Origin of the sequence: Pseudomonas sp. 2VD, from assembly GCF_005503585.1 — a bacterium.
GTDB classification, from domain to species: Bacteria; Pseudomonadota; Gammaproteobacteria; order Pseudomonadales; family Pseudomonadaceae; genus Pseudomonas; species Pseudomonas aeruginosa.
Map to the genome: position 1 here is coordinate 1 of NZ_SCND01000058.1, position 23,073 is coordinate 23,073.

22 protein-coding genes and 2 pseudogenes are annotated in these 23,073 nt (G+C 67.3%); 14 read left to right on the forward strand and 10 right to left on the reverse strand.

All coding sequences use genetic code 11. From position 1 onward, the window contains the following. Positions 1-806: pseudogene (locus tag FFS27_RS33560) on the reverse strand (protein kinase); the annotation flags it as partial. 193 nt (positions 807-999) lie between these two features. On the opposite strand from FFS27_RS33560, the gene FFS27_RS09415 reads away from it, so the two are divergent. The 3 genes from FFS27_RS09415 (at position 1,000) to ppa (ending at position 3,105) form a co-directional block, all read left to right on the forward strand. Continuing rightward, positions 1,000-1,665 carry a DedA family protein gene (locus tag FFS27_RS09415; protein WP_003093241.1) on the forward strand — a complete coding sequence of 222 codons (666 nt, stop codon included), beginning with the start codon at positions 1,000-1,002 and terminating at the stop codon, positions 1,663-1,665. 2 nt (positions 1,666-1,667) lie between these two features. Further along, the gene (locus tag FFS27_RS09420) at positions 1,668-2,498 is read left to right on the forward strand and encodes a zinc-dependent peptidase (RefSeq protein ID WP_003093244.1); all 831 of its coding nucleotides are present in this window, start codon (positions 1,668-1,670) and stop codon (positions 2,496-2,498) included. Between the two features lie 79 nt (positions 2,499-2,577). Continuing rightward, the gene (ppa, locus tag FFS27_RS09425; RefSeq protein ID WP_003093248.1) at positions 2,578-3,105 is read left to right on the forward strand and encodes an inorganic diphosphatase; all 528 of its coding nucleotides are present in this window, start codon (positions 2,578-2,580) and stop codon (positions 3,103-3,105) included. Positions 3,106-3,196: 91 nt separating this feature from the next. On the opposite strand, the gene FFS27_RS09430 is transcribed toward ppa, so the two are convergent. Next, positions 3,197-3,913: a response regulator transcription factor gene (locus FFS27_RS09430; RefSeq protein ID WP_003093250.1), complete on the reverse strand. Its 717-nt coding sequence runs from the start codon at positions 3,911-3,913 to the stop codon at positions 3,197-3,199. Between the two features lie 194 nt (positions 3,914-4,107). Here FFS27_RS09430 and mucE point away from each other — a divergent pair, with 194 nt between their 5' ends. The 8 genes from mucE to FFS27_RS09470 all read left to right on the forward strand — a co-directional run bounded on the left by mucE (position 4,108) and on the right by FFS27_RS09470 (position 13,782). Further along, positions 4,108-4,377, forward strand: a complete 270-nt coding sequence (mucE, locus tag FFS27_RS09435; RefSeq protein WP_003110519.1) for a mucoid induction factor MucE — start codon at positions 4,108-4,110, stop codon at positions 4,375-4,377. Positions 4,378-4,723: 346 nt separating this feature from the next. Further along, entirely contained in the window at positions 4,724-5,413 is a 690-nt protein-coding gene (gene aqpZ, locus FFS27_RS09440) for an aquaporin Z (RefSeq protein ID WP_003102790.1), read from the forward strand. A 165-nt stretch (positions 5,414-5,578) separates the two neighbouring features. Further along, a complete protein-coding gene (locus tag FFS27_RS09445; RefSeq protein WP_003110517.1) occupies positions 5,579-6,580 on the forward strand; it encodes a FecR family protein in 1,002 nt (333 codons plus the stop codon). A gap of 18 nt (positions 6,581-6,598) precedes the next feature. Beyond that, positions 6,599-8,899 (forward strand): CHASE2 domain-containing protein, encoded by a 2,301-nt coding sequence (locus FFS27_RS09450; protein ID WP_023099213.1) that lies wholly within the window; start codon positions 6,599-6,601, stop codon positions 8,897-8,899. A gap of 404 nt (positions 8,900-9,303) precedes the next feature. Beyond that, positions 9,304-10,230 carry an ABC transporter ATP-binding protein gene (locus FFS27_RS09455; protein WP_021265270.1) on the forward strand — a complete coding sequence of 309 codons (927 nt, stop codon included), beginning with the start codon at positions 9,304-9,306 and terminating at the stop codon, positions 10,228-10,230. Beyond that, positions 10,227-10,961, forward strand: a complete 735-nt coding sequence (locus FFS27_RS09460) for an ABC transporter permease (protein WP_003110515.1) — start codon at positions 10,227-10,229, stop codon at positions 10,959-10,961. Before FFS27_RS09455 ends, FFS27_RS09460 begins: the two co-directional genes overlap by 4 nt. A gap of 9 nt (positions 10,962-10,970) precedes the next feature. Beyond that, positions 10,971-12,773 (forward strand): GldG family protein, encoded by a 1,803-nt coding sequence (locus tag FFS27_RS09465; protein WP_019485999.1) that lies wholly within the window; start codon positions 10,971-10,973, stop codon positions 12,771-12,773. Position 12,774: 1 nt separating this feature from the next. Next, entirely contained in the window at positions 12,775-13,782 is a 1,008-nt protein-coding gene (locus FFS27_RS09470) for a DUF4340 domain-containing protein (protein ID WP_003093271.1), read from the forward strand. A gap of 231 nt (positions 13,783-14,013) precedes the next feature. Here the strand turns inward: FFS27_RS09470 and FFS27_RS09475 are convergent, their stop codons facing one another. Next, the gene (locus FFS27_RS09475; protein WP_003132407.1) at positions 14,014-15,183 is read right to left on the reverse strand and encodes a mandelate racemase/muconate lactonizing enzyme family protein; all 1,170 of its coding nucleotides are present in this window, start codon (positions 15,181-15,183) and stop codon (positions 14,014-14,016) included. A 157-nt stretch (positions 15,184-15,340) separates the two neighbouring features. On the opposite strand from FFS27_RS09475, the gene FFS27_RS09480 reads away from it, so the two are divergent. The 3 genes from FFS27_RS09480 to dxs all read left to right on the forward strand — a co-directional run bounded on the left by FFS27_RS09480 (position 15,341) and on the right by dxs (position 18,459). After that, a complete protein-coding gene (locus tag FFS27_RS09480) occupies positions 15,341-15,583 on the forward strand; it encodes an exodeoxyribonuclease VII small subunit (protein ID WP_003093283.1) in 243 nt (80 codons plus the stop codon). After that, positions 15,580-16,467: a (2E,6E)-farnesyl diphosphate synthase gene (ispA, locus tag FFS27_RS09485; protein WP_003132406.1), complete on the forward strand. Its 888-nt coding sequence runs from the start codon at positions 15,580-15,582 to the stop codon at positions 16,465-16,467. Before FFS27_RS09480 ends, ispA begins: the two co-directional genes overlap by 4 nt. Before the next feature lie 108 nt (positions 16,468-16,575). Further along, entirely contained in the window at positions 16,576-18,459 is a 1,884-nt protein-coding gene (gene dxs, locus FFS27_RS09490; RefSeq protein ID WP_021265271.1) for a 1-deoxy-D-xylulose-5-phosphate synthase, read from the forward strand. A 122-nt stretch (positions 18,460-18,581) separates the two neighbouring features. Here dxs and FFS27_RS09495 read toward each other — a convergent pair whose 3' ends face one another. The 7 genes and pseudogenes from FFS27_RS09495 to FFS27_RS09525 all read right to left on the reverse strand — a co-directional run. After that, entirely contained in the window at positions 18,582-19,379 is a 798-nt protein-coding gene (locus FFS27_RS09495) for a cobalamin-binding protein (protein WP_003132405.1), read from the reverse strand. Continuing rightward, positions 19,379-19,798, reverse strand: coding sequence for a hypothetical protein (locus FFS27_RS09500; protein WP_003102818.1), 420 nt, complete (start codon positions 19,796-19,798; stop codon positions 19,379-19,381). Before FFS27_RS09500 ends, FFS27_RS09495 begins: the two co-directional genes overlap by 1 nt. Beyond that, positions 19,795-20,412, reverse strand: coding sequence for a GTP cyclohydrolase II (ribA, locus tag FFS27_RS09505; protein WP_021265272.1), 618 nt, complete (start codon positions 20,410-20,412; stop codon positions 19,795-19,797). Before ribA ends, FFS27_RS09500 begins: the two co-directional genes overlap by 4 nt. A gap of 130 nt (positions 20,413-20,542) precedes the next feature. Then, entirely contained in the window at positions 20,543-21,187 is a 645-nt protein-coding gene (locus tag FFS27_RS09510) for a TIGR02281 family clan AA aspartic protease (RefSeq protein ID WP_003110509.1), read from the reverse strand. 2 nt (positions 21,188-21,189) lie between these two features. Further along, the gene (locus FFS27_RS09515) at positions 21,190-21,936 is read right to left on the reverse strand and encodes a substrate-binding periplasmic protein (protein ID WP_003093303.1); all 747 of its coding nucleotides are present in this window, start codon (positions 21,934-21,936) and stop codon (positions 21,190-21,192) included. Between the two features lie 8 nt (positions 21,937-21,944). Then, on the reverse strand, positions 21,945-22,460 hold the full coding sequence (locus tag FFS27_RS09520) for a phosphatidylglycerophosphatase A family protein (RefSeq protein ID WP_021265273.1): 516 nt from the start codon (positions 22,458-22,460) through the stop codon (positions 21,945-21,947). Then, positions 22,453-23,073: pseudogene (locus tag FFS27_RS09525) on the reverse strand (AIR synthase-related protein); the annotation flags it as partial. The pseudogene FFS27_RS09525 and the gene FFS27_RS09520, both read right to left, overlap by 8 nt.

Sequence of the window (23,073 nt, forward strand, 5' to 3'; positions counted from 1 at the left end):
GGGCGCGGCGTGCCCCGGCGACTGCGTGGATGGCTGGACCTTGCAGGCTGCTTGCGCGTTCGGCCCGCCCGGGCGGCTGTTCCGCGCCTGCGACGAGCAAGGACGCGAGGCGTTGCTGCTGCTCGCGGCGGCCGATGCCGACGAAGCGTTCTGGCAGCGCGAATGGGCACTGCGGCGCTGCCGTGCGGAGAGCCTGCCGCGAGTATTGTCGTCGCCCCGGTTGCGTCGTCATGCCTTCCAGTTGTTCGCTCCGCCGCGCTGGCCGATGCGCAGCCTGCTGGATTGGGCGCCAGCACCAAGGGCTCGCCGGCCACCTGGGTCAGGTTGTGCTGGACCAGCGCCAGCTCCGCGCTGCTACCCAGCGGCTGGCCGCTCCCTCCCATGCGCTGCAGGCTGCCCTGGCGATAACGCAGCAGGCCGACGGCGCCGCACTGGAGAAAGTGCACGCCCCCGGCATGGACCAGCAGCAACCCCGCCGCCAGCTCGAGCACGCCCGGCTCGCCTTCGCGGCGCCGGCGATACAGCTGCATGTTCAGCGAAGCCAGGACCTGCCGCGCCGCCTGCGCTTCCGGCCAACCCTCGGGGGTACAGGCGTAGTCGGCGAACAGTGCGTCGAGATGGCCTTCGATGGCCTGCACCACGTTGGCGCAACCGCGTCCCCAGAGCAGCGCCAGGAGAAACGCCGGAGCCCGTCCGGGGCGAGGCGCGAGCCATTCGGCGCGAACCCGCGCGGCCTGCCCCGGCAAGTCGCGCCCGGCGCCCAGGGCGAGACTGAGCGGTGGCTGGGCAAAAGGCTGGAGTGTCATCGCACGCCCTTCCCTGCTAGAAATTTCTCCTGTTCTTGCAGACTTTATGCCGACCAATTTCGGAAAAATTACCGAAACATCCTGCAATCAGTGGTTTTGCCGGGATCGCGACAAACAGCCCCCCACCCATCCGGACGCCCCCCTATAATGGCGGCCCTCTGCCGCTCAACGCGTTGTCTCCGCAGGTTGCTCAATGGACTTCAACCCAATCGATCTGATTCTCCACCTGGATACCTATCTGGCCATGCTGGTCAGCAACTATGGCGTCTGGATCTACGCCATCCTGTTCCTGGTGATCTTCTGTGAAACCGGCCTGGTGGTGACTCCGTTCCTCCCCGGCGACTCGCTGCTGTTCATCGCCGGCGCCATCTGCGCCACCGGCGGCATGGACCCATGGCTGCTCGGCGGGCTGCTGATGGTCGCGGCGATCACCGGCGACAGCACCAACTACGTGATCGGCCGGACCCTCGGCAAGCGGCTGTTCAGCAACCCGGACTCGAAGGTATTCCGCCGCGACTACCTCGACCGCACCCATGAGTTCTACGAACGCCACGGCGGCAAGACCGTGACCCTGGCGCGCTTCCTGCCCATCGTGCGGACCTTCGCGCCCTTCGTCGCCGGCATGGCGAAGATGCACTATCCGCGCTTCGTCATGTTCAGCGTGGTCGGCACCGTGGCCTGGGTCGGCGGCCTGGTGACCCTGGGCTACTTCTTCGGCAACGTGCCGTTCATCAAGAAGAACCTGTCGCTGCTGGTGATCGGCATCATCCTGCTGTCGCTGCTGCCGATGATCCTCGGCTTCATTCGCCATCGCCTGCAGGCGAGCGCCGCCAAACAGGCCAAGGCCCAGAGCGACTGAGCATGTGGTCGTTCCGCGCCTGGCGGCGCCGGCGCCTGCTGGCGCGCCACCCGGTGGCCGAAGAGCTCTGGCAGCGGGTACGCCGGCACCTGCCGATCCTCGACGGCCTGGACGCCGACGAGGACCGCCGCCTGCGCGAGCGGGCCGTGCTGTTTCTCGCCGACAAGCACCTGACCGCACTCGCCGGCGTCGATCTCGACGACTTCGGCCGCCTGCTGCTGGCGGCGCAGGCGCAACTGCCGCTGTTGCACCTGCCGGAGCTGAACTGGTACCAGGGCTTCCACGAGCTGGTGCTGTATCCCGACGATTTCGTCAGCCCGCAGAAACACCGCGACGCCAGCGGCGTAGTCCATGAGTTCGACGACGAACGCAGCGGCGAGACCTCCCTGCAAGGGCCGGTGGTCCTGGCCTGGCCCGGCGTCGTCGGCGGGGGTGGCTGGGATGCCTACAACCTGGTGATCCACGAACTGGCGCACAAGCTGGACATGCTCAACGGCGACGCCAACGGCCTGCCGCCGCTGCACGCCGGCATGCGCATCGGCGACTGGGCGAGCGCCATGCAGGCCGCCTACGACGAGATGAACGCCCTGCTCGACCGCGATCCCGACGCGCAGACCGCCATCGATCCCTATGCGGCGGAAGATCCGGCGGAGTTCTTCGCCGTTACCAGCGAGTATTTCTTCACCGCTCCGGATCTCCTCCACGAGGCCTATCCGGCGGTATACCGGCAGCTCCAGTTGTTCTACCGCCAGGACCCACTGCAACGCCTGCGCCGCCTGCAGGCCGAGCATCCGGACTACCGCGAGGCGGCGGGCGACACGACTAACGGCTGAATGCCGGTACATGGCATCGACAACCGAATATGCCTATAATCGCGGCCTCTTTTTTGGCCAGAAACCTCTGGAGTCACCCATGAGCTACAGCAAGATCCCGGCCGGCAAGGACCTGCCGAACGACATCTACGTCGCTATCGAGATTCCGGCCAACCATGCGCCGATCAAGTACGAGATCGACAAGGACACCGACTGCCTGTTCGTCGACCGTTTCATGGCCACCCCGATGTTCTACCCGGCCAACTACGGCTTCATCCCGAACACCCTGGCCGACGACGGCGACCCGCTGGACGTGCTGGTGGTGACCCCCTATCCGGTCGCTCCCGGTTCGGTGATCCGCGCGCGCCCGGTTGGCGTCCTGCACATGACCGACGAGGCAGGCGGCGACGCCAAGCTGATCGCCGTGCCGCACGACAAGCTGAGCGTCCTGTACAAGGACGTGAAGGAATACACCGACCTGCCGGCCCTGCTGCTGGAGCAGATCAAGCACTTCTTCGAGAACTACAAGGATCTCGAGAAAGGCAAGTGGGTCAAGGTCGAAGGCTGGGGCAACGCCGACGCCGCCCGCGCCGAGATCACCAAGGCCGTGGCCGCGTTCCAGAAGTAAGCGCGCCTCGCCGAAAAGAAGCCCCGCAGCCGCGGGGCTTTTTCATTCTCCCTCGCCGACCGCCAAGGTCGGTCTCGCCACCCCGCTCCGCTCAGTCGACCGTCGCCACGCTCTCCAACCGATATCCGTAGCCGTAGATGGTCAGCAACTGCCAACCGCGCTCGGCGGTCAGGCCAAGCTTGTTGCGCAGGCGATAGATGTGGGTATCCAGCGGCCGCGAGGACAACACTTCCTCGTGGGGCCAGAAGCGCTCGTAGAGATATTCCCGCGATAACGGCCGTCCCAGGTTGGCGAACAGGCAGCGGGCCAGGCGGTATTCGCGCTCGGTCAGGCTGATCGGCGCGCCGGCCCGGGTCACGGTCAGCTCGGCATCGTCGAAGCTGAGGTCGTTGAAAGTCTGCACCTCATGCTGCGCGGGACGCGTTCCCCCGTGGCGACGCAGCACGGCGGCTACCCGCGCCTTCAGTTCGTTGGGTCGGAACGGCTTGCTGACATAGTCGTCGGCGCCGCTGTTCAACGCCTGCACGATGTCCTGTTCGGCGTCACGGCTGGTCAGCATGATCGCCGGCGGCGGCGCATCCAGGTGCTCACGGCTCCAGCGCAGCAATTGCAGGCCGCTGAGGTCCGGCAACTGCCAGTCGAGGATCAGCAGGTCGAAGGTTTCCCGCTTGAGCTGCTTGAGCAGGTCCTCGCCACGGGCGAAACGGTGCACCGTCCAGGCCTGTTCGCCCTGCGCGGGTATCTGCTGCAAGGTCTGCTCGACCCGGTCCAGTTCGGCCGACTCGTCGTCCAGTATCGCGACACGCATAAAAGCTGGTCCTGTTCAATCGGGCTAACGCCCCTTTTTCGCTCCAGGAACGGCGAATTACGTACAAATCTGAAGAATTGTGACGAATCTCTCTGGTCGCGACCAGCCCTTGATAGCCTGATTCCAAATAGCCATTAAGCGGGACGAAGAGCCCGTGAGCCAGCGCCAGCCTGACCTATCAAGGAGTCGTAGCCATGGGTTTCCGGCCAGTTAGCCAACGTTTGCGTGACATCAACCTGCAGGCCCTCGGCAAGTTTTCCTGCCTTGCCCTGGTCCTCGGCCTGGAATCGGTGAGCCATCCGGCCGGTCCGGTCCAGGCCCCATCGTTCAGCCAGGGCACCGCCAGCCCGTCCTTCGCCACTCCGCTCGGCCTCGAGGGCCCGGCCCGCGCCAGGGCCGAGATGTGGAACGTCGGCCTGTCCGGCGCCGTCAGCGTGCGTGACGAGTTGCGCTGGGTGTTTTGAACGCGACGAATCTGAAATAGCGCGGAAGAATCTGAAGAAATATGGCAAATCTCACAGCAGACAAATCGCGCTTGGTAGATTTCCAACCGCTGAGTAGGCCAAGGAGCAAATGGATTGCTCCGACACAGGGATGTGTAAACCCGCTCCGGCGGGCCGTGGGACGAGACCACTCGAACCACAGTCAGGGGTCGGTGACGGACGATCGCCCCAGGCAACCGAGCCAATCCCCCCAGGGCTGGCTTCGACACACGGATGTGTCATCTCCCCTTCCTTGTTCGAATCATCCCCTCCCGCTATCCGGACGCCTCGATCCGCGTCCCATCCTGGATCTGAAAAGGACCTCATCATGAAGCAATACGGAGCAGAGTTCTTCGGCACCTTCTGGCTGGTATTGGGCGGCTGCGGCAGCGCAGTGCTCGCCGCCGGCGTACCGGAGCTGGGAATCGGCTACCTCGGCGTGGCCCTGGCGTTCGGCCTCAGCGTGCTGACCATGGCCTATGCCATCGGCCCGATCTCCGGCGCCCACCTGAACCCCGCGGTATCGGTAGGCCTGTGGGTCGGCGGGCGCTTCCCGGCCAGCCAACTGCTGCCCTATGTCGTCGCCCAGGTCCTCGGTGGCCTCGCCGCCGGCGGCGTGCTGTACCTGATCGCCAGCGGCAAGGCCGGCTTCGACCTGGCCGCCGGCTTCGCCTCCAACGGCTACGGCGAACACTCGCCGGGCGGCTACTCGTTGCAAGCCGCGCTGGTCAGCGAAGTGGTACTTACCGGCATGTTCCTGCTGATCATCCTCGGCGCCACCTCCAAGCGCGCGCCGCAGGGCTTCGCGCCGATCGCCATCGGCCTGACCCTGACCCTGATCCACCTGATCAGCATCCCGGTCACCAACACCTCGGTGAACCCGGCGCGCAGCACCGCGGTCGCCCTGTACGTCGGCGACTGGGCGGTTTCCCAGCTGTGGCTGTTCTGGGTCGCGCCGATTCTCGGTGCGGTACTCGGCGCCCTGGCCTATCGCCTGATCGGCGACAAGAACGACTGAACCGAAGCGCCTGGCCCAACCGCCAGGCGCTGCGGCCGAGGAAACGACAAGGGAGCCTGCGGGCTCCCGATGTCGTTGCAAGGATTGCGAAACCGGCGCCCGATCAGGCAGATTGCAGCCTGACCGGACCGCCAGCGATACCTGACCCGCCGCCCAGTGAAGCCTATGACAGCCCTCGCCCTTACTTCCCGATCCCTCTTTCCGGCTTGCGCCGCCCTGGCGCTGGGCGGACTGTTGACGCTGCTCGCCGGCTCCGTCGCGGCCGCGCCGGCCAAGACGAAACGGCCACCGTTCATCGAGCAGGGCGAAACGTGCCTGCCCCAGCCGCTCCCCGCCAGCGTGCTCTATCTCGCCGGCGACGCCTGGAAGCTCGACGCCAAGGGCAACCAGACACCCCTGGAAGAAGGCATGGACATCGACGAACTGGAAGGCGTCAAGACCTCTCCGACCGCCTTCGTCAGCCTGCTGCTCGGCGACGGCAGCCGCATCGTCCTGCCCTCCAGTTCGGAAGTCACCTTGCACCTCGACGAGGACACCGGCATTCCGCAGATCGCCCTGCGCGCGGGGCAGGTCGAGTCCTATGTCCTGAAGAGAAAGAGCGATCACGACCGCTTCCAGGTGCTGACCCCGGTGGGCGTACTGGGCGTGCGCGGTACCCACTTCCGCGCCCGCACCGAAGACGGCCAGGCGCTGACCGAAGTGCTCGACGGGCGCGTCGCGGTGAACCGCGAGCTGACCAGCGACGACCTGCCGCTCAACGGCAGGCGCCCGGCCCGCAAGGCGGCGCAGGCCGAGCCGGACGAGGACGTGCTGGTCGACGCCCGCCGCGGCCTGAAGGTCAAGCCGCAGGGCAAGCTGACGCCGGTGGACCTGCTACCCGCCCCGCAATTGCGCGGCCAGGGCGGCGAGCACGGCGAGTCGCCGGTTTGGAAGCTCTATCTTGCCCCGCTGCACGGCGCCAAGCGCTACCGTGCCCAGGTAGCCAGCGATCCGGACTTCCTGCGCATCCAGCAGGAGCGTTTCTCGAGCACCCCGGAAGTCAGTTTCAGCGGACTCAAGGCGGCCTTCTACCACGTCCGTCTCTCGGCCTTCGACAACGACGGCCTGGAGGGCGAGACCAGCGTCTACGACATTCTCTACTACCCGCGAGGCGGCAGTGCCCGATAGGGCGCCGGGGCCTCGCCGATGAAAGCGCTCGACCGCCAGGACGAGCCCAGCCAGGCGCAGCGGCTGTTCCGCGGCCTGGTGCGCGAATGGCTGCTGGTCAGCCTGCTGCTCCTTCCGCTCACCGCCGTGCTTTCGCTGAGCAGCGGCCTGCCGCTGAACAACCTGCTCTACGACCGCCTGCGCAACCTCGCCCCGCTGGCCGTCGATCCGCGCATCCTCGTCGTCGCCATCGACGACCGTAGCCTGGAAAGCCTCGGTCGCTGGCCCTGGCCGCGCAGCGTCCACGCCGAGCTGCTGGATCGCCTGGCCGCCGCCGGCGCACGCAGCGTACTGCTCGACGTGATCTTCAGCGAACCCTCCTCCAATCCGGACAGCGACCGCCAGTTGGCAAGATCGCTGTGCCGGGCCGGCAACGTCCTCCTGCCACTGCTGCGCGAAAGCGTGCCGCGCTACGGCGAACCGCCACGGGAGATACCGCCGACCGCGCCGCTGGCCGGCTGCGCCGCCGGCATCGGGCATATCAACGTCGAAGCGGACAGCGACGGCACGGTGCGCAGCGTCTACCTGCGCGAAGGACCGCTCGGCCAGCCGCGCCCGCTGCTCGCCTGGCAAGCATTCGCCGATGCCGGCGCCATGCCCATGCCCGGCCTCGACGACATGCGCAACCTGCCCGGCTGGCAGCGTGACCACGCCATCCGCATTCCCTTCATCGGTGCCGACGCGGGCTTCCCCAGCGTGCCCTACGTCAGCGTGTTGCGCGGCGAGGTGCCGGACAGCCTGCTGCGCGACCGCCTGGTCCTGGTCGGCGCCACCGCGCCGGGCCTCGGCGACCGCTATGTCACCCCCCTGTCGGCCAGCCTCGGCACCACGCCGGGGGTGGAGATCCAGGCCAACATCCTCAACGGCCTGTTGCAGCAGCGCACCGCCGTCGACCTGCAACCCTGGCTCGCCGCCCTGCTCTCCGCCGCCAGCGTAGCGCTGCTGCTCGGCCTGATGCTGTTCCGCTCGCGCCACGCCTTGCTCCTCACCCTGGCCTGCGCGGCCCTGGCCCTGGGTCTTTCCTGGGCGCTGCTGCTCAACGGCTGGTGGTGGTCGCCGCTGGCCAGCCTGGTCGGCCTGCTGCTGGCCTACCTGATCTGGAGCTGGCGCCGGCTGAACGCGGTGCTCGCCTACTTCGGCTGGGAACTGGCGCGCCTCGACCGCGAGCCCAAGGTGCTGCCCGAGCGGGCCAGCCCCCCGCGCGCCGGCAACGATCCATTGCAGAACCGCATCGCCGCCCTGGAGCAGGCGGTCAGCCGCACCCGCGACAGCCGGCGGTTCATGGCCGACGGCCTGGAAGGCCTGCCGGTGGCGACCCTGATCTGCGACCCGCAGGGGCAGATCCTGCTGGCCAACCGCAAGGCACGCGACCTGTTCGGCGGCGAGCTGCGCGGCGCCGAACTGCGCCAGTGCCTGGCCGAACTCGGCCATCCGAGCCTCGCCGGCGGCGCCCGCCCAACGCTGGAAACCCTGGAAGCCATCGAGTTCCGCGACCATCGGGAACGCGACCTGCGCCTCGACCTGGCGCGCCTGCTGCCGGTCGAAAGCGAAACCGCCATCGGCTGGCTGGTGAGCCTGATCGACCTGAGCGCCGAACGCGATGCCGAGCGCCAGCGCGCCACCCTCCTGCGCTTCCTCTCCCACGACCTGCGCGCGCCGCACTCGGCGATCCTCGCCCTGCTCGACGTCCGCCCCGCCGAGGACGAAGCCGGCCAGCAGGTCTACCGACAGATAGAGCAGCAGGTCCGTCGCGCCCTGGGCCTGACCGACGCCTTCGTGCAACTGGCCAAGGCCGAATCCGACGCCTACCGCTTCGAAGCGTGCATGTTCACCATGTTGGCGATGGACGCCGCCGACCAACTCTGGCCCCTCGCGCAGCAGAAAGACATCGACCTGCGGCGCGACTGGGACGACGAGCAGGAACCGATGGTCTGGGCCGACCCCGGCCTGCTCACGCGCGCGTTGTTCAACCTGCTGGAGAATGCGGTCAAGTACAGCCCGGCGGGGACCGTCGTCAGCCTGAGCATCCGCCTCGAAGGCGACTGGCTGAGCTGCCGGATCGTCGACCAGGGCAAAGGTATCGCGGCCGCTGAACTACCGCGCCTGTTCAGCCAGTACCAGCGCTTCGCTTCCGCCGAGGGCAGCGCCGGCCTGGGCCTGGGGCTGGCCATGGTCAAGACGGTGATCGACCGGCACGGCGGCAGGATCGGCTGCCAGAGCCAGGTTGGCCAGGGCACCACTTTCGAGATTCGCCTTCCGCTGCTGAAAGGCGAGGAATAACCGGTACTGGCGGAAGTCGGGTCTTCCTCCAACTTGCATTGGTCTCGAAGTCCGGAATATCCAGGCGGCCGGGCTATTCCGCTTCCCGTCTATCGAAACGGCAACTGCCTTCCCTCGTGAAACTCCGCAGGGGGAATCGACGCGTCCCCAACATAGGCACCAGCGAGCGCGACATGGCCGCGTTCCCGCAGCGGAACCAAGGCGCTGCGCCAGCTCCAGGGCTGCCCTGGAAGTCTCGATAACTTCCATCTTTTAACGATAGTTCGTAGGAAGTTTCCCAACAATATAAGTAACTAATCTCAAAAAGATCCCACTGGAAAAACCAGCCAATAACTCCCGGTAATCTACCGCGCTCATGCGATCCCCTACGCATAACAGCAAACGGCTCAACTTCCAGTGAAACCATGATCGACATAGACAGACTGAGCAAACGCTTTTCCGGCCGGACGGTGGTAAACGACTTGAGCTTCCGCATCGACCGGGGAGAGATCGTCGGACTCCTCGGCCCAAACGGAGCGGGCAAGTCGACCACCCTGAAGATGCTTTCCGGCTTCCTCGCGCCGAGCGCCGGCAGCGTACGCATCTTCGGCTTCGACATGCAGGACAAGGCGCGCCAGGCGCAGAAGCTGATCGGCTACCTGCCGGAGAACGCTCCCAGCTACGGAGAAATGACGGTCGAGGGCTTTCTCGCCTTCGTCGCGTCCATCCGCGACTACAGCGGACGGGAAAAACGTCGGCGCATCGACAGCGCCATGGACTGCATGGAGCTGCGGGATGAGCGCAGGAGCATCATCGAAACCCTGTCCAAGGGCTTCAAGCGTCGCGTCGCGCTGGCCCAGGCGATCCTCCACGATCCCGAGCTGCTCCTGCTCGACGAGCCCACCGACGGCCTCGACCCGAACCAGAAGCACCAGGTCCGGCAACTGGTGAAGAACCTCTCGGAAAGCAAGATCGTGGTGATTTCCACGCACATCCTTGAGGAAGTCTCGTTCATGTGCAGCCGCGCCCTGGTGATCAACGGCGGCCGCCTGCTGGCCGACAACACCCCGGGCGAACTCAGGACCCGCAGCCGCTACCACCATGCCGTCAGCCTCAGCATCGAAGCACCGGTAGACCCGCTGGCCATCGCCATGCTCCCCGGCGTCGCCGGTATCGAAGGACGCCCCGACCGGGCCGGCACCCTGACCATCCTGGCCCGCCCCGGCGCGCAGATCCTTCCCGCGCTCAACCGCCTGATCCACGGCAACGGCTGGCGGGTATCCGGGTTGCGTACCGAACACGGCCAACTGGAAGAAGTGTTCCGCCAACTGACCCGAGAAACCCCCGCATGACCGCCATCGGCACCATTTTCAGACGCGAGCTGGGCAGCTATTTCGCCACGCCGCTCGCCTATGTGTTCACCCTGATCTTCCTCGTCCTCTCCGGCGTGGCCACCTTCTACCTGGGCGACTTCTTCGAGCGCGGCCAGGCCGACCTGGCGCCGTTCTTTTCCAGCCTGCCCTGGCTCTACCTCCTGCTGATCCCCGCGCTGGCCATGCGCCTGTGGGCCGAGGAGCGCAAGTCCGGCTCCATCGAGATGCTGATGACCCTGCCCGTCTCCCGCGCCACCCTGGTCACCGGCAAGTTCCTGGCGGCCTGGTTCTGCGCCGGGCTGGCGTTGCTGCTGACCTTCCCGATGCCGCTGACGGTGAACTACCTCGGCTCGCCCGACAACGGCGCGATCATCGCCGGCTACCTGGCCGGCTGGCTGCTGTCCGGCGGCTACCTGGCCATCGGATCCTGCATGTCGGCGCTGGCGAAGAATCAGATCATCGCCTTTGCCCTGACCGTTCTCGTCTGCCTGCTGTTCGTCGGCGCCGGCACTCCCCACGTGCAACAGGCGCTCTCCGGCTGGCTTCCGCAATGGTTGCTGGACGGCATTGCCTCGCTGAGCGTGCTGGTCCGTTTCGAGGCGCTCGGCCGGGGCGTGCTCGACGTCCGCGACCTGGCCTACTTCTTCAGCCTGATCGTCGCCTGGCTGGTCGCCACCACCATCATCATCGACCTGAAAAAGGCGGCGTAGGAAACACCCATGAAACGAACCCTGTACTCGGGCGTCGGCCTGCTGCTGGTCGGCCTGCTGTTCCTCGCTTTCAACCTGCTGTCCAGCCTGCTGCTGCGCGACCAGCAGTTCGACCTCACCCAGCAGAAGCTCTACACCTTCAGCGCCGGCACCCAGGAAGTCCTCGACAGCCTCGACGAACCGCTCAACCTCTACCTGTTCTTTTCGAAAAGCCGCGCCAGTGACCTACCCGCCCTGCGCAACTACGCCCGCCGCGTCGAGGAAGTGCTGGACCTCTATGCACGGCGGAGCCATGGCAATGTCCGATTGTTCGTGATCGATCCCCTGCCATTCTCCGACGACGAGGACCGTGCCGCGCGCTTCGGCCTGCAGGCGCCGCCCATCGGCCCGAATGGCGAAGCCATCTACTTTGGCCTGGCGGCCACCAACCCGACCGACGGCCTCCAGGTGATCCCGTTCTTCTCGCCGGAAGAAGAGCCGCTTCTGGAATACGATCTCAGCCGCCTGGTCCAGGCACTCGCACAGCGGGAACGCACGGTAGTCGGCCTGATGAGCTCGCTGCCGATGACCGGGCAGGCGCCCACCGACGGGCAGCCGGGCAGCAGGCCCTGGGCGATGATGGACAAGCTCTACCAACAGTTCGACATCCGCACCCTGGGGCTCGCTTCGACGGAAATCCCCGCCGAAGTCTCGGTGTTGATGCTGGTGCACCCCAAGCAATTGTCCGAACAGACCCAATACGCCATCGACCAGTTCGTCCTGCGCGGCGGCAAGCTGCTGGCCTTCGTCGACCCTCTGAGTCTCGCCGATGCAGACGGCGGGAAAAGCTCCGACCTGGCCCCGTTGCTGCGCTCCTGGGGCGTCCAGTTGCGGCCGGATACCCTGCTGGCGGATGCCTCGTTCGCCATGATCAAGCCCAACGCCGAACGTCGCCCGGAGCGCAATCCGACCTGGCTACACCTCCCCGGCGACACGTTCCCCCACGACAACGTGCTGACCACCGGCCTGGAAAGCCTCAACCTCGCCAGCGTCGGCCTGCTCGAACCTCTCGGCGGAGCCTCGACGCGCTTCATTCCGTTGCTGCACAGCTCGGCGCACAGCATGCCGCTGTCGCTGGAACGCTTCCGCCAATCCTCGACGGAGCAGCTCAACGCCACCCTGGTCCCGACCGGGGAACGCTACGTGCTGGCCGCCAAGGTCGAGGGGCCGGCGACGAGTGCCTTCCCTGCGGACCGCGGGAAGCAAGGCGAAGGCCTGAGCGACAGCGCGAACATCCATGTGCTGTTGGTCGCCGATACGGACCTGCTGAGCAATCCGCTCTGGCTCCAGGAACAGCCCGGCCACAACGAGCCGCAGGTATGGGCGGACAACGACCTGTTCGTCGGCAATGCCCTCGACTACCTCTCCGGTTCGGACGCGCTGATCGACCTACGCTCGCGAGGCCATACGAAGCGCCCGTTCACCCGCGTGGAAGCGCTCCGCCGCGAGGCCGGGATGCGCGCCCAGGAACAGCTCAACGCGCTGCAGCAGAGCCTCAACGATACCGACAAGAACCTGCGGGCCCTGCAGCAATCGATGGACGACGGCGGCCAGGAGGTGACTCCGGAAATGGAAGCGACGCTGCGCCGCTTCATCGATGACAAATTGCGCATCCGCCAGCAACTGCGTCAATTGCAGTTCCAACTGAATGCCGATGTCGAGCGCCTGGCGGAACAGGTGAAACTGGCCAATACGGTCCTGCTGCCGGCGCTCCTCACCCTGCTCCTCCTGCTGCATTGGAGCTGGCGCAGCATGCGCCGGAGGAGGGGCTGACATGCGCCTGGGTAGCATAGCGGGACTCGCTCTCGCCCTGGCGCTGTTCGCCGGAACCTTGGGCTGGCTCCACGAACGGCAGCAACCACCCGCGCAACCGCCTGCGAGCCGCGCCTGGCTGCCAGGGCTGAAACCGCACCAGGTGACCGCGCTGTGCATCGCCACCCCCGGCCAACCGACGATCCGTGCCAGGCGCGATGGCAAGGACTGGACGCTCGCCAGCAAGGACGGCTATCCCGCCTCGGGGGAAACCATCCGGCAGCTGTTGCGCAGCCTGGCCGACGCGCGCCTGCTGGAGGAAAAGAGCGCCTCGCCGGAAAACCGCGAGCGCATGGGACTCTCCGACCAGGGCAAGGGCCAGGCCAGCCGGATCACCCTGGAGCGCGGCGACGCGCCGCCGCTGGTTCTGTTGCTGGGCAAGCGCACCTCGCAGGGCGGGCAGTTGGTCAGGCAGGCCGACGATGAGCGGGCCTGGCTGATCGACCGAACGGTCGGCCTGCCGGTCAACGACCTGGCCCTGCTCGACCCTCGGTTGACCGACCTGCCATTCGAACAGTTGCGCGAGCTGACCCTGTCCTATGGCAACGGTGTACGGCTGAACATTTCCCGAGCCAGCGAAAAGGACGATGGCATCCGCCTGCGACAGTTCCCATCCAGGCCACAGTTGATGGGCGAGGCGGAAGCCGAGCAGGCCGCACGCCTGTTCGCTGCGCTCAGGCTGCTGGAGGTCGCGCCGGCCAAGGCCTCGCGGCAAAAACCGCTGCTGACCTTCACGCTCAAGAGTTTCGCCGGCGGCACGCTGCAGGGCCAGCTTCTGGAACTGGAGCGCCAGTACTGGTTGCAACTGACCGACAGCAAGGGCTTCGCCGACGGGCAGGTCTCAGCCATCAAGGGTTGGCGCTACCGCGTGGAGGGTCTGAGTCCGGATACCGCTCCCGCGCCCCAGCTACCCAAGGCATCGCCGGTGAAGAAAAGCAAGCCGGCCAAGCCCTCGTCGCCCAAGTGCTGAGCGCTCTCGCCAGGCGCCGCTCGCAGCCGGCGAAATAGAGCCCCGCGGGATGCTGGGCAGGACCGGCCGAGTTTGCTAGAGTAGCGCCTCCTTCACGAGCCCTCGGCTCGTCGATGCAGAATTCCTAAGGCAGGCGCGGCTTATCAGAAGTAAGCCAACCCCACCCCAGAAAAGCCGGCCACAAGCCGGCTTTTTTAATGCCTCCGCACAACCCCAGCCAACCGCCGTTCGCTAGACCTCCAGAAGCTTGCGGAACAGCCCGGCAAGTGTCGCCTGGCGCTCGAAGCCGATACCAGGCGATTGTGGCAACCCCGCCAGTCCCGAGGAAAACGGCAGGGCACCGGCGAAATCGTCGAATGGCCGGAAAGCCGACGGCGTAGCCTCGGCCCAGCCCAGGCGCAGGGCCGCCACCAAGTGCAGGCTGAACAGGTAGCCGGCGTGCGGGCGGAAGGCCGCGCGCGGCCAACCCCGGGCGCACAGGTAGTCGAGTATCGCCAGGTAGCCCGGCAGGCCATAGCAATGCACGGGGTCGAAGACCAGCACGTCGCGCTCCCGCCGCAAGCCGCCGTAGAGGTCCAGCAGGCGAGCCTCGGCCAGGGAGAACAAGGCCTCGCCGGCACCGATGGGCCCCGGATAGATATCCGCCACTTCGGCCTGGGTAGGGAAATCGTGGGGGTCGCAGATGTCCTCGAACCACCACAACCCCAGCGGCGCCAGGGCTTTCGCTGCGTCGACGGCGCCCCCCGCGTCGTAGCGGTTCATCGCGTCGACCGCCAGCCGCGAAGCGTCGCCGAGAACCCGCAGCGCCCTGTCGATACGGCGCCGGTCCTGGTCCAGCCCGGCCGCGCCGATCTTGATCTTGGCGTGGGTGTAGCCGAGATCGACGAAGCGCCGCAGCTCCTCCTCCAGGCGTCCCAGGTCGTCGTGCGGATAGGGGTAGCCGCCGCCGGCGTAGACCGGTACGCGCTGCGGATAGTCTTCCGCCAGCCCCAGGCGTCGCGCCAGGAAGCGATGCAGCGGCAGGCCGGCGGCCTTGGCCGCGGCATCCCACAGGGCCATGTCCAGGGCGCCCACCGCGACGCAGCGTTCGCCGTGGCCGCCGGGCTTCTCGTCGCGCATCATCAGGTCCCAGGCACGCAACGGATCGATGCCACTGCCGTCGTCGCTCGCCAGGCTGTCCGCCGGAGCCCCCAGCAGGCGCGGGGCGAAACGCTCGCGGATCAGCCCGCCCTGGGCGTAGCGCCCTACCGAGGCGTGGCCGTAGCCGACCACACGCCGACCGTCACGCACGGCATCGGTGAGCACCGCCACCAGGCTGGTGCTCAAACCACCGGTGGCAGCCGCCACGCCGGCGTAACGGGAAAGGGGAATACTGCGTTCCCGGACCTCCTGGATGCGCATCGCCTGTCGGCTCCTCCTCGCTGGACCTCTCTCCACCTTAGCCAAGGCCGCCGCCATGGTCGTCCCGATCGGTCGTAGCGACCTTCCGCCGATTTGCCCGGCCCCCGCCCCTCTGCTAGTGTCGCGGGGTTTTGTACACCTCGCCGAGACTCCCCCGATGGCCCGCAAGAAAACCCTCGATTTCGAACAGTCCCTCACCGAGCTGCAAACCCTGGTGGAACGCCTGGAAAGCGGCGAGCTGTCGCTGGAAGAGTCGCTGGGCGCCTTCGAGCAGGGCATCCGCCTGACCCGCGAATGCCAGACGTCGCTGAGCCAGGCCGAACAGAAGGTACAGATCCTCCTCGAACGCGACGGCGAGCTCAGCGAAGCGCCGTTCGATGCGGAAGGCGACGAGGCATGATCGCGGCCTACCAGGCGCGCTGCCAGGCGCGCGTCGATGCCGCCCTGGACGCCCTGTTCGTCGCTCCCCGCGAAGAACTGCAACGCCTCTACGAGGCCATGCGCTACAGCGTGATGAACGGTGGCAAGCGGGTTCGCCCGCTGCTCGCCTACGCCGCCTGCGAGGCCCTCGGCGGTGCGCCGCAGCGCGCCGACGCCGCGGCCTGCGCGGTGGAGCTGATCCATGCCTACTCGCTGGTCCACGACGACCTGCCGGCAATGGACGACGACGACCTGCGCCGTGGCCAGCCGACCACCCACCGGGCCTTCGACGAGGCCACCGCGATCCTCGCCGCCGACGGCTTGCAGGCGCTGGCCTTCGAAGTGCTCGCCGACACCCGGCGCAATCCGCAGGAACATGCCGTCTGTCTGGAAATGCTCACCCGCCTGGCGCGCGCCGCAGGCTCCGCCGGCATGGTCGGCGGCCAGGCGATCGACCTCGGCTCGGTCGGCGTGGCCCTCGACCAGGCGGCCCTGGAAGTCATGCACCGGCACAAGACCGGCGCGCTGATCGAAGCCAGCGTGCGCCTCGGCGCCCTCGCCAGCGGTCGCGCCGAGCCCGCCGCGCTGGCCGCCCTGGAGCGCTACGCCGAGGCGATCGGCCTGGCCTTCCAGGTGCAGGACGACATCCTCGACGTGGAAAGCGACACCGCCACCCTCGGCAAGACCCAGGGCAAGGACCAGGCGCACAACAAGCCGACCTATCCCGCCCTGCTCGGCCTGGAGGCCGCCAAAGGCTATGCCCTGGAGCTGCGCGACCAGGCCCTGGCCGCCCTCGACGGTTTTCCGCCGAGCGCCGACCCGCTGCGCCAACTGGCCCGCTACATCGTCGAGCGACGCAACTGACCGACGGGTCGTCGGAAGTCCCCGGCAAAGGTAGGGGCTCCCTTGCTTGGGCGCGGCCGGTGCATCAGGTAAACTGCTGGCCTCTCCGGATTGCATAACGACAGCCTGATGCCCAAGACGCTCCATGAGATTCCCCGCGAGCGCCCCGCCACGCCCCTGCTCGACCGCGCCTCTTCGCCGGCCGAACTGCGCCGGCTGGGCGAGGCGGACCTGGAAACCCTGGCCGACGAGCTGCGCCAGTACCTGCTGTATACCGTCGGCCAGACCGGCGGTCATTTCGGCGCCGGCCTCGGCGTGGTCGAGCTGACCATCGCCCTGCATTACGTCTTCGACACTCCGGACGACCGCCTGGTCTGGGACGTCGGCCACCAGGCCTATCCGCACAAGATCCTCACCGAACGCCGCGAGCTGATGGGCACCCTGCGCCAGAAGAACGGTCTGGCGGCCTTCCCGCGCCGCGCAGAGAGCGAGTACGACACCTTCGGCGTCGGCCACTCCAGCACCTCCATCAGCGCCGCCCTGGGCATGGCCATCGCCGCCCGCCTGCAAGGCAAGGAGCGCAAGTCGGTCGCCGTGATCGGCGACGGTGCGCTGACCGCCGGCATGGCCTTCGAGGCACTCAACCACGCCTCGGAAGTCGACGCCGACATGCTGGTGATCCTCAACGACAACGACATGTCGATCTCGCACAACGTCGGCGGGCTCTCCAACTACCTGGCGAAGATCCTCTCCAGCCGCACCTATAGCAGCATGCGCGAGGGCAGCAAGAAGGTGCTCTCGCGCCTGCCCGGGGCCTGGGAGATCGCCCGGCGCACCGAGGAATACGCCAAGGGCATGCTGGTCCCCGGCACCCTGTTCGAGGAGCTCGGCTGGAACTACATCGGCCCGATCGACGGCCACGACCTGCCGACCCTGGTGGCTACCCTGCGCAACATGCGCGACATGAAGGGCCCGCAGTTCCTCCATGTGGTGACCAAGAAAGGCAAGGGCTTCGCCCCGGCCGAACTGGATCCGATCGGCTACCACGCGATCACCAAGCTGGAAGCTCCCGGCAGTGCGCCGAAGAAGACCGGCGGACCCAAGTATTCCAGCGTCTTCGGCCAGTGGCTGTGCGACATGGCCGCCCAGGACGCGCGCCTGCTCGGCATCACCCCGGCGATGAAGGAAGGTTCCGACCTGGTGGCCTTCAGCGAACGCTACCCGGAACGCTACTTCGACGTCGCCATCGCCGAACAGCATGCCGTGACCCTGGCCGCCGGCATGGCCTGCGAGGGCATGAAGCCGGTGGTGGCGATCTACTCGACCTTCCTCCAGCGCGCCTACGACCAGTTGATCCATGACGTCGCCGTGCAGCACCTCGACGTGCTGTTCGCCATCGACCGCGCCGGCCTGGTCGGCGAGGACGGCCCGACCCACGCCGGCAGCTTCGACATCTCCTACCTGCGCTGCATCCCCGGCATGCTGGTGATGACCCCCAGCGACGAGGACGAGCTGCGCAAGCTGCTCACCACCGGCTATCTGTTCGATGGCCCGGCCGCGGTGCGCTATCCACGCGGCAGCGGCCCCAACCATCCGATCGATCCGGACCTGCAACCGGTGGAGATCGGCAAGGGCGTGGTCCGTCGGCGCGGCGGCAGGGTCGCACTGCTGGTCTTCGGCGTGCAGTTGGCGGAGGCGATGAAGGTCGCCGAAAGCCTCGACTCCACAGTCGTCGACATGCGTTTCGTCAAACCCCTCGACGAAGCCCTGGTACGCGAATTGGCGGGCAGCCACGAACTGCTGGTGACCATCGAGGAAAACGCCGTGATGGGCGGCGCCGGCTCGGCGGTCGGCGAGTTCCTCGCCAGCGAGGGCCTCGAAGTCCCGCTGCTGCAACTGGGCCTGCCCGACTACTACGTCGAACACGCCAAGCCCAGCGAGATGCTCGCCGAATGCGGCCTGGATGCCGCGGGCATCGAAAAGGCGGTACGCCAGCGTCTCGACCGGCAGTAGCGCCAAACCCAGCGACAACGGCGGATAACCGCGTTGCGGTTATTCGCCCTACCCCCCAATTGCCGTAGGGCGAATAACGCCACCGGCGTTATCCGCCGGTACAGCGCGATACCGGCAAGCGTTCAGCGCGCCCCGGCGAGCGAGCGGCAGAGTTTCTCGGTCGCCGCCAGCATGGCGAAGCTCGGCCGCTCGAGGTTCTTGTCTTCGATCCGGTACAGCTGTCCGCGCCGCGTCGCCGCCAGCGCCGGCCATTGCCGCCAGAGTTCGAGCTGGGCGTGACTGCCGGCGACGATGACCGCCGGGTCCCGCGCCAGAACCGCCTCGACGCTGACCTGCGGCGCCGGCTGCGGCAGGTCGCCGAACAGGTTCTCGGCACCGCAGACGCGCAGCGCATCGCTGATCACCTGGCGTCCGCCAATGGTGTACAGCGGCCGGTCCCAGACCTGGTAGAACACCTTCAGCGGCTTGTCCCGCCGGTAGCGCTCGGCCAGGCGCCGCATGCCTTCGCGGAACCTGGTCGACAGCCGCTGGCCGGCCTCGGCCTCGCCCAATGCCTCGCCCAGCGCAGCCAGTTGCAGGGCCAGTTCGTCGAGGCTGTGCGGTTCGGCGATGAAGAGGGCGATGCCGAAGTCCCGCAGACGCTGCAACTGCGCCTCGGGCACGCTGCCGGGCCAGACCAGGATCAGATCGGGCTGCAGTTCCAGCAGGCGTTCGAGATTGACCTGGCCGTAGCGGCCGACGGAAGGCAGGTCGCCAATCGCCGCCGGACGCTCGCCACCATCCAGCACGCCGACCAGGCGGCGCGCGGCGCCGAGTTCGAGGACGCTGTCGGTCAGCGAAGGCGCCAGGCTGACCACCCGCTGCGCCGCCCCGGCGGAAAGGCTGAGGAGCAGGCAGGCGAGCAGCCAGAACGAGCGCATCAACCGAGTTGACGCGGAATACGGTAGAGCCAGAACAGCACCAGGCTGGTGACCCCGAGCAGGATCAGCGCAACGCCGTTGAGCCCGGCGAACACACCCGGCACGCCGATCCAGGCCGGCAGGCTGGCGCCGAACAGGGCCTTGCGGCGCACCTGCGCCAGGCGGGTCCAGGCGGCGGCTTCCTCCGCCGTATCCAGCGCTTTCTGGGTGGCGATGAGACCACGCTTGTAGGCACCGAACAGCGGCAGGTTGACGAACATCGACAGCAGCGCGGCGATGAACAGCGGCATCGCCAGGCCATGGGGAAGGGGTTGCAGTTCGCCGAGGAAGAACTCGACCAGGATCAGCGGCAACAGCGCCAACGCCAGTTGCAACCACCAGGCACGTCCCAGCGCGCCGCGGGCTTGCTGGCGACTCACGTGGTTTCCGCCTCGCCCTGGTGCAGGCTGCCGAGCATGTGCCCGAGCTTGCCGGCCTTGGTCGCCAGGTAGCGCCTGTTGTGCTTGTTCAGGCCCTTTTGCAGCGGCACGCGCTCCGCCACGGTGATGGCGTAGCTTTCCAGCGCCTTGACCTTGCGCGGATTGTTGGTCATCAGGCGCAGGGAGGAAACGCCCAGGTGCGCGAGCATCGGCTGGCACATGGCGTAGTCGCGCTGGTCAGCGCCGAAACCCAGTTGCAGGTTCGCCTCGACGGTATCGGCGCCGGCATCTTGCAGCTCGTAGGCGCGGATCTTGTTCAGCAGGCCGATGCCGCGACCTTCCTGGCGCAGGTAGAGGAGCACGCCGCGGCCCTCCTCGGCGATGGCGGCAAGCGCGCCTTCCAACTGGAAACCGCAATCGCAGCGCAGGCTGAACAGCGCGTCGCCGGTCAGGCATTCGGAATGCAGGCGGCCAAGCACCGGCGCGCCATCGGCGATGTCGCCCATGCTCAGGGCTACATGTTCCTTGCCGCTCTCCTCGTCGAGGAAGCCATGCATGGTGAATTCGCCGAAGGGAGTCGGCAGTTTGGAGGCGGCGACGAACACGACGGACACCGGGGAACTCCTAGGGAAACGGAAGTCCGCCATTGTACCAGCAGCGTCCGGCGCCCGGTCAGCTCGAAATGCCGCAAATACCTATCGAGATGGACGATGAATAGAACCCGGGGTTATGAGCGAGCGACATTCAATGCTTGGCCTCGATAAGCAGCATCCCCTGTTCCTCGCGCCAGCGCACCCGGTTGAGGAAACTCATGCCGAGCAGGGCTTCGGTCGGATAGCCACCCTCGATCACCGCCGCCTCGACGCCCAGCAACTCGATACCGCCGATCTTCACCCGGTCCAGGGTCACCCGCCAGCCGCGCGAGGTGCCGCTGGCGGTGGAGGCGACCATCGGCTTGCCGTCCACCCGGTAATCGATACCCAGGCGGCGCGCCTCGTTCTCGTTCATGGCGATGCTGGTGGCGCCGGTATCCACCAGGAACTGCATGTTCTGCCCGTTCACCGAACCGGCCACCCAATAGTGCCCGCCGGTGCCGCGAGCGATGCTGAAGCTTTGCCGCTGCGGCGCCGAATAGCCCGCCTCGTTGTATTCGCGGCTCAGTTCGTAGGTGCGCTCGACGCCGTCGATCCGCAGCACCGCCTTGCGACTGTCGGCGCTGACCACCTGGACGCCCTGTGGGCCGGTCTGGCCGACCCTGACCAGCTTGCGCTGGCCGTCGACGTTGAGTACCGCCGCGCCGGGGAACAGGCCGACCACGAAGACCTGGGGCGCGGCCAGCGAGGGCAACGCGAGAACGCTGGAAAACAGGGCGACGCACAGCCGCAGCATGATCACTCCTTGGGTGGCAGGATTGCCTTCAACGGCGCATAGGGCCAGTTCCAGCGGGCGAAGATCCGTTCCAGCTCGCCGCTGGCATGCAGCTGCCGCATGCGCCGGTCGAACAGCGCCAGCAGCTCACGGCCCCTGGGGGAATCGGAGAAGCCAAGATACAGCGGCAAGCGAGTGACGTCGGTGATGCGGTACTCAGCCGCCAGCGCTCCGGCCCCTGCGAGCATTTCCTCCAGTTCCGGACGCGAATCGATGAAATAGTCGACCCGGTGGTTGAGCAGCATCGGCAGCGCCGAGGTGCGGCGCTGCAACTCGCTGTGCGGGGTCAGGGTAGGGAAATAGCGGGCGAAGGCGTAGCCACGCATCCATGACAGGCGGAACCGGCTCAGGCCCTCCAGCGGCGGCGGCGGATTGTCCTTCAGGGAAAGCACGGCGATCGGATCGACGTCATAGGGCCAGCGAGGGTAAAGCGCTTCGTCGATTTCCCCGCGGTAGGCGCCGACCCAGGCGTCGGCCTCGCCGCGCAGGACCAGGCCGACCGCCCGGGTATAGGGCTCGTTGGCGATCCGCAGGCGTACCCCGGCCGGCTCGTAGACGGCCCGCAGCAGGTCCCAGGCCACCCCGCGACCGTCCTCCTGGGTGTAGCGCGTCCAGGTTTCGCTGACCACGCGGATCTCGCCCACGGAGGGTTCGGCGGAAGCGACGCCGGGCAGCAGCCACAGGCAGCAGAACAGGACGAGCAGACGCATGGGAGGCCTCAGACCAGCCAGTGTACCCATCCCCAGACTAGACCCTGCATGACCAGCCAGGCGAATACCCCGGCCAGGACGTCGTCGAGCATGATCCCGACGCCGCCGTGCACGTTGCGGTCCACCCAATTGATCGGCCAGGGTTTGAGAATATCCACGATGCGGAACACGATGAAGCCGATCAGCAGCCACCACCAGCCCTCCGGCACCAGCCAGAGGGTTATCCACATGCCGACCATCTCGTCCCAGACGATGCCTTCGTGGTCGTGCACGCGCAGGTCGTCGGCGACCTTGCCGCACAGCCAGAAGCCGAACAGCATGGTCACTCCCAGCATCAGCCAGTAGCCCCAGTCCGGCAGCATCTGCCACAGCGGGATGAACGGGATGGCCACCAGCGACCCCCAGGTGCCCGGCGCCTTGGGCAGGGTGCCGGAGCCGAAGCCGAAGGCGAGGAAATGCCAGGGATTGCGCCAGACCGACGGCGGCACCGGCTGCGCCGGCGCCTGATCAGGATGCTCAGTCACGTTGGGTTCCGAAATGTTGGTAGCCGGCCACGGCCGGTATGAGTTCCCTTCCATCGGCGTCGAGCAGGTGCACCCCCTGCCCCGCCTCGACCCGGCCGATGACGGCCATGGCCGGCCACGCGGCGCGAATCTCGCCAAGGTACGCAGACGGCAGGGTGAAGGCCAGCACGTAGTCGTCGCCGGCGGCCAGTTGCTGGCGCAAGGCTTCCTCGCCGGCGAGCAGGCCGCTCAACGCGGCGCTTGCCTGCAAGCGCTGGCATTCGACCAGCAGGGCGACGCCGGAAGCGCGGGCGATATGCCCGCAGTCGGCGAGCAGCCCGTCGGAGATGTCCAGGGCAGCGCTGGCCTTGCCGCGCAGGGCGAGGCCCAGACCGAATTGCGGGGCCGGCGTCCAGTAGCGCGCCAGCAGCGGTTCGGCCACCTCGGCGGGCGCCGATCTTCGCTCCAGCACCAGTTCCAGCGCCGCTCCAGCCTCGCCGAGCGGGCCCCCGACGCAGAGCAGGTCGCCCGGGCGCGCACCGGCGCGGGTCAGCGCCTGGCCGGCCGGCACCCTGCCGAATACGGTGAGGGTCATGCTCAGCGGGCCGCGCGTGGTGTCGCCGCCGACCAGGGC